General features: G+C 74.5%; 4 protein-coding genes. 2 read left to right on the top strand and 2 right to left on the bottom strand.

Going from position 1 to position 4,273, the window contains the following annotated elements:
• The coding region (locus tag AB0J52_RS29830) for a helix-turn-helix transcriptional regulator (RefSeq protein WP_500185942.1) at positions 1-761 on the top strand (761 nt) is incomplete at its 5' end.
• Here the strand turns inward: AB0J52_RS29830 and AB0J52_RS29825 are convergent.
• Entirely contained in the window at positions 716-2,224 is a 1,509-nt protein-coding gene (locus tag AB0J52_RS29825) for a phytoene desaturase family protein (RefSeq protein ID WP_500185940.1), read from the bottom strand. The two genes, AB0J52_RS29830 and AB0J52_RS29825, sit on opposite strands and share 46 nt — an antisense overlap.
• Positions 2,225-2,256: 32 nt before the next feature.
• Complete coding sequence (locus AB0J52_RS29820) at positions 2,257-2,823, bottom strand: TetR/AcrR family transcriptional regulator (protein ID WP_500185939.1); 567 nt, start codon at positions 2,821-2,823, stop codon at positions 2,257-2,259.
• 94 nt (positions 2,824-2,917) lie between these two features.
• Here AB0J52_RS29820 and AB0J52_RS29815 point away from each other — a divergent pair, with 94 nt between their 5' ends.
• Positions 2,918-4,078, top strand: a complete 1,161-nt coding sequence (locus AB0J52_RS29815) for an FAD-dependent monooxygenase (RefSeq protein WP_500185937.1) — start codon at positions 2,918-2,920, stop codon at positions 4,076-4,078.
• Positions 4,079-4,273: the final 195 nt, after the last annotated feature.

Raw genomic sequence — 4,273 nt, 5'->3', positions numbered from 1 at the left:
AGGACGACGAGGCCGTGGCGGTCGCGGTCGGGCTGCGGACGGCGACGAGCGGCGCGATCGCGGGGAACGAGGAGGCGTCGCTGCGGGCGCTGGCCAAGCTGGAGCAGGTCATGCCGTCCCGGCTGCGGCACCGGGTCGGGACGCTCCAGGCGTACACCGTCCCGGTGCCGAGCGACCGGCCGGGCCCGTCGGTCGACCCGGACGTCCTGACCGCGATCGCCGGGGTGTGCCGGACGCGCGAGCGGCTGCGGTTCGACTACACGTCCCACCGGTCCTCGGCGTCCCGGCGCGAGGTCGAGCCGTACCGCCTGGTCAACTGGGGACGCCGCTGGTACCTGCTGGCCTGGGACGTCGAGCGCGGCGACTGGCGGACGTTCCGGGTGGACCGGATGATCCCCAAGACGCCGACCGGCCCGCGCTTCACGCCGCGTCCGCTGCCGGACGAGGACGTCGCCGCCTACGTGTCGCAGCGGGTGTCGTCCGCCGCGTGGCGGTACCGGGCGCGGGTCGTCGTGCACGCTCCGGCCGAGCAGGTCACGGCCCACATCTCCCCTGCCGTGGGGGTCGTGGAGGCCGTGGACGGCGCGTCCTGCGTGCTGCACACGGGCGCGGACACGGTCGAGTCGCTGGCCGTCCACCTGGGCCTTCTCGACGCGGACTTCGAGGTGGACGGCCCGCCCGAGCTGGTCGAGTACCTGGGCCGTCTGGCTCGGCGCTACGAGCGCGCGTGTGCCGCCAGCGAGGGCGGACGGAGGCCGTAGTGCCGCCGGAGGGCGGAGGCCGCGGCCAGGTAACCGGACATTCCGTGGACGCCCGGCCCCGGCGGCGTGGACGCCGAGCACAGGTACACGCCGTGCAGCGGCGTCGTGTACGGGTCCCAGCGCAGCGTCGGGCGGGCGGCGATCTGCCGTAGGGACATCGCGCCCGCGCCGATGTCACCGCCGACGTAGTTCGGGTTGTAGGTCTCGTACTCGGCGGCCGCGATGCCCCGGGCTTCGAGGACGGTGTCGCCGAAGCCCGGCGCGTAGCGCTCGATACGCGCGCGCACGAGGTCGATCGGCGGGGTGGCGTCGCCGTTCGGGACGTGCGCGTACGCCCAGACCGGGCGTTTGCCATCGACCACCCGGCTCGGATCGACGGCTCCCGGGTCCACGACCAGGACGAACGGGGCGTCGGTCAGGTGGCCGCGCGACGCGAGCCGCTCGCTCCGGACGATCTCGGCGCGCGTCCCGCCCAGGTGGACGGTTCCGGCGCGTCCGACCTCCGGGTTGGCCCAGGGGATCGGCTCGGAGACCAGGAAGTCGACCTTCGCGGCACCCGGCGCGTAGCGGAAGCGGGACAGCGCGGCCGCGTACCGGTGCGGCAGTTGGCGGCGGGCGATGGACAGGAACTCCTTGGCGCCCGTGTCGAGGAAGACGAGCGGGAACCCGGCCAGTTCCCCCAGGTCGGTGATGCGATGCCCGGTCGTGAAGGTGCCGCCGTGCGCGGTGATGTCGTCCGCCAGGGCGCGGACGATCTCGGTGCTGCCGCCGCGCGGGATCGGCCAGCCGGAGGAGTGCGCGAGCTGGCCGAGCATGAGGGCGATCGCGTTCCCCACGAGCCCCGCGATCTCGCCCACGGCGTGGCCCGCGACGCCGGTGAACAGCGCGGACGCCTCCTCGGTCCGGAACGGCTCGCCGCGCAGCGCGCGCAGCCCGAACCGCAGGACGCCCAGCGGGGAGGACGGCGGCCGGCGCAGATCCGACAGGAAGAGGCCGGTCAGGTCGTCGCTGTGGCGCATGAGCGGCCCGAACAGGCGCCGCCAGGCGGGACCGTCCGCGCCGAGCGCGGCGCAGGTGGCGTCCAGGGACCGGTGGGCGAGGGCGGCGCGGCCCCCGTCCAGCGGATGGGCGTAGCTGATCTCCGGCTGGATGAGGTCCACACCGCGCGCGGCCAGGTCGAACTCGCGGAAGAACGGCGCGGCCGCCGCCATGGGGTGCACGGCCGAGCAGATGTCGTGCGTGATCCGCGGGTCGAAGAGGGCCGAGCCGCGCAGTCCGCCGCCGATCTCCGGGGCGGCCTCGAAGAGGACCACGTCCAGCCCGGCGCGGGCGAGCGTGACGGCGGCGGCGAGCCCGTTCGGACCGGTGCCGACGACGGCGGCGTGCCCCTCGCGGGCGGCGCGTCCCCCGGAAGCGGCGCGCCCTGCGCGCCGTCCTTCAGGGACGGGGTGTTCCTTGGCCATCGCCCCACTGTACGGAGCCGGAGACGGGCGGGTCAGGAGGGGATCGAGGCGGTGAGGTGGCCCGCGACGGCGTCGGCGACCAGGGTCGCGAGGGTCTCGACGTCCATCGACGCCAGGGGCTCGATGCCGAGCAGGTAGCGGCAGTAGACGACGCCGAGGCTCTGGCTCAGCAGCAGCGCGGCGCGCTCGCGCGCGTGCGGGTCGTCCGGGCGGGCGGCCCGCACCGCCGGGACGATCTCCCGGTCGAAGATCTCCTGCACCCGGGCGGCCGCGTCCGGGCGGGTGGGGGCGGCGCGCAGCAGGACGGCCTCGGCGGCGTTGTCGCCTCCCTCCCAGCGGGCGAGCATCGCGCGCACGTAGGAGGCGGCGGCGTCCGCCGGGTCGTCGGCCAGCACCGGGACGGCCAGGTCGATCGTGGACGCGGCGGTGTAGAGGGCGGCCTTGCTGCCGAAGTAGCGGATCACCATGGACGGGTCGATGCCCGCGTCCGCGGCGATCCCGCGGATGGTGGCCCGGTCGTAGCCGTCGGCGGCGAAGGCCCGCTGGGCCGCGGCGAGGATCTCGGCCCGGGTCCGTGCCGAGCGTTCGGTGAATGCCATGCCCGCAACTGTAGGCCAACAACTGTTGGCAAACTCGGATCTGTTTGCCACCATGTGTTGGCAAACACGCATTGGCAAACTTGGGAGACCCCCCATGAACGCTCTTCCCGCCACCGCCGAGGTCCTCGTCACCGGAGCCGGACCCGCCGGGCTGGCACTGACCGCGTCGCTGCGCGCCAAGGGAGTGGACGCCGTCCTCGTCGACCGCCTCGCCGAGGGGCTGAACACCTCGCGCGCCGCCGTCGTGCACGCCCGCACCCTGGAGGTGCTGCGCGAGCTGGAGGTCGCCGACGAGCTGGTCAAGGCCGGGGTCATCGCGCCCCGCTTCACCGTCCGCGAGCGCGACCGCGTGCTGCTGACGGTCGACTTCGCCGACCTGCCGACCGACTTCCCGTACGCGCTGCTGGTCCCGCAGAACGTCACCGAGGAGATCCTGCTGCGCCGCCTCGAAGCGGTCGGCGGGGTCGTCCACCGGCCGCACGAGCTGACCGCGATCCGCCAGGACGCGGACGGCGTCACCGGCGTCCTCGCGGGCGGCCACGAGATCCGCGCGCGGTACGCCGTCGGGACCGACGGCATGCACAGCGTCGTCCGCGAGCAGATCGGCGTCCCGTTCGAGGGCGACACCTACGGCGAGTCGTTCGTCCTCGCCGACGTCCGGCTCGACTGGGCCGCCTCCGCCCCCGAGGTCATGCTGTTCTTCTCCCGTGAGGGCGTCACGGTCGTCGCGCCGCTGCCGGAGGGACGGCACCGCATCGTCGCGACCGTCGCCGAGGCCCCCGAGCACCCGACCGCCGCCGACGTCCAGGCGATCCTCGACGCGCGCGGCCCGCGCAAGGCCCCCGCCCGCGTGACCGACCTGGTGTGGAGCAGCCGCTTCCGCGTCCACCACCGGCTCGCCGGCCGCTACCGCGAGGGCCGCGTGTTCCTCGCCGGGGACGCCGCGCACGTGCACAGCCCGGCGGGCGGACAGGGCATGAACACCGGCATCCAGGACGCGCTGGACCTCGCGCGCCGGCTCGCCGCCGTGCTCCACGACGACGCGTCACCGGACACCCTGGACGGCTACGAGGCCGTCCGGCGCCCGATCGCCGAGGAGGTCGTCTCGTTCACCGACCGGATGACGCGCGTGGCGACCGTCGGGAACCCGGCGCTGCGCAACCTCCGCAACACCTTCCTGCGCACGCTCGACTGGTTGCCGCCCGTCCACCGCGCCATGGCGATGCGCATCTCGGAGCTCGCCAACCCGGAGTAGCCGCATCGTCGCCGGAGACCGTGCTGATCACGCGGATGGTCCCGTGAGAAGATCGCGCCACTCACACCTTCCGCCCCCTTTTTGCGGGGCCATCCGCGGGAGCACTTTCTTGCCCAACCCCCTCAAGGCGACCCTGGTCGCCGCGACGGCCCTCGCGGCCGTCGTCGCGGTACCGGCGTCCGCCGACGCCGCCAC

It is taken from the genome of Spirillospora sp. NPDC049652, from assembly GCF_040675125.1.
GTDB lineage: Bacteria > Actinomycetota > Actinomycetes > Streptosporangiales > Streptosporangiaceae > Spirillospora.
The sequence above is the reverse complement of the archived record's forward strand: the minus strand, read 5'-3'. Positions and strand labels throughout refer to the sequence as shown.

Excerpts from the sequence above, each read along its gene's own strand:
- AB0J52_RS29815 (WP_500185937.1), top strand. The coding sequence starts at position 2,918 with ATGAACGCTCTTCCCGCCACCGCCGAGGTCCTCGTCACCGGAGCCGGA.
- AB0J52_RS29820 (WP_500185939.1), bottom strand. The coding sequence starts at position 2,823 with ATGGCATTCACCGAACGCTCGGCACGGACCCGGGCCGAGATCCTCGCC.
- AB0J52_RS29825 (WP_500185940.1), bottom strand. The coding sequence starts at position 2,224 with ATGGCCAAGGAACACCCCGTCCCTGAAGGACGGCGCGCAGGGCGCGCC.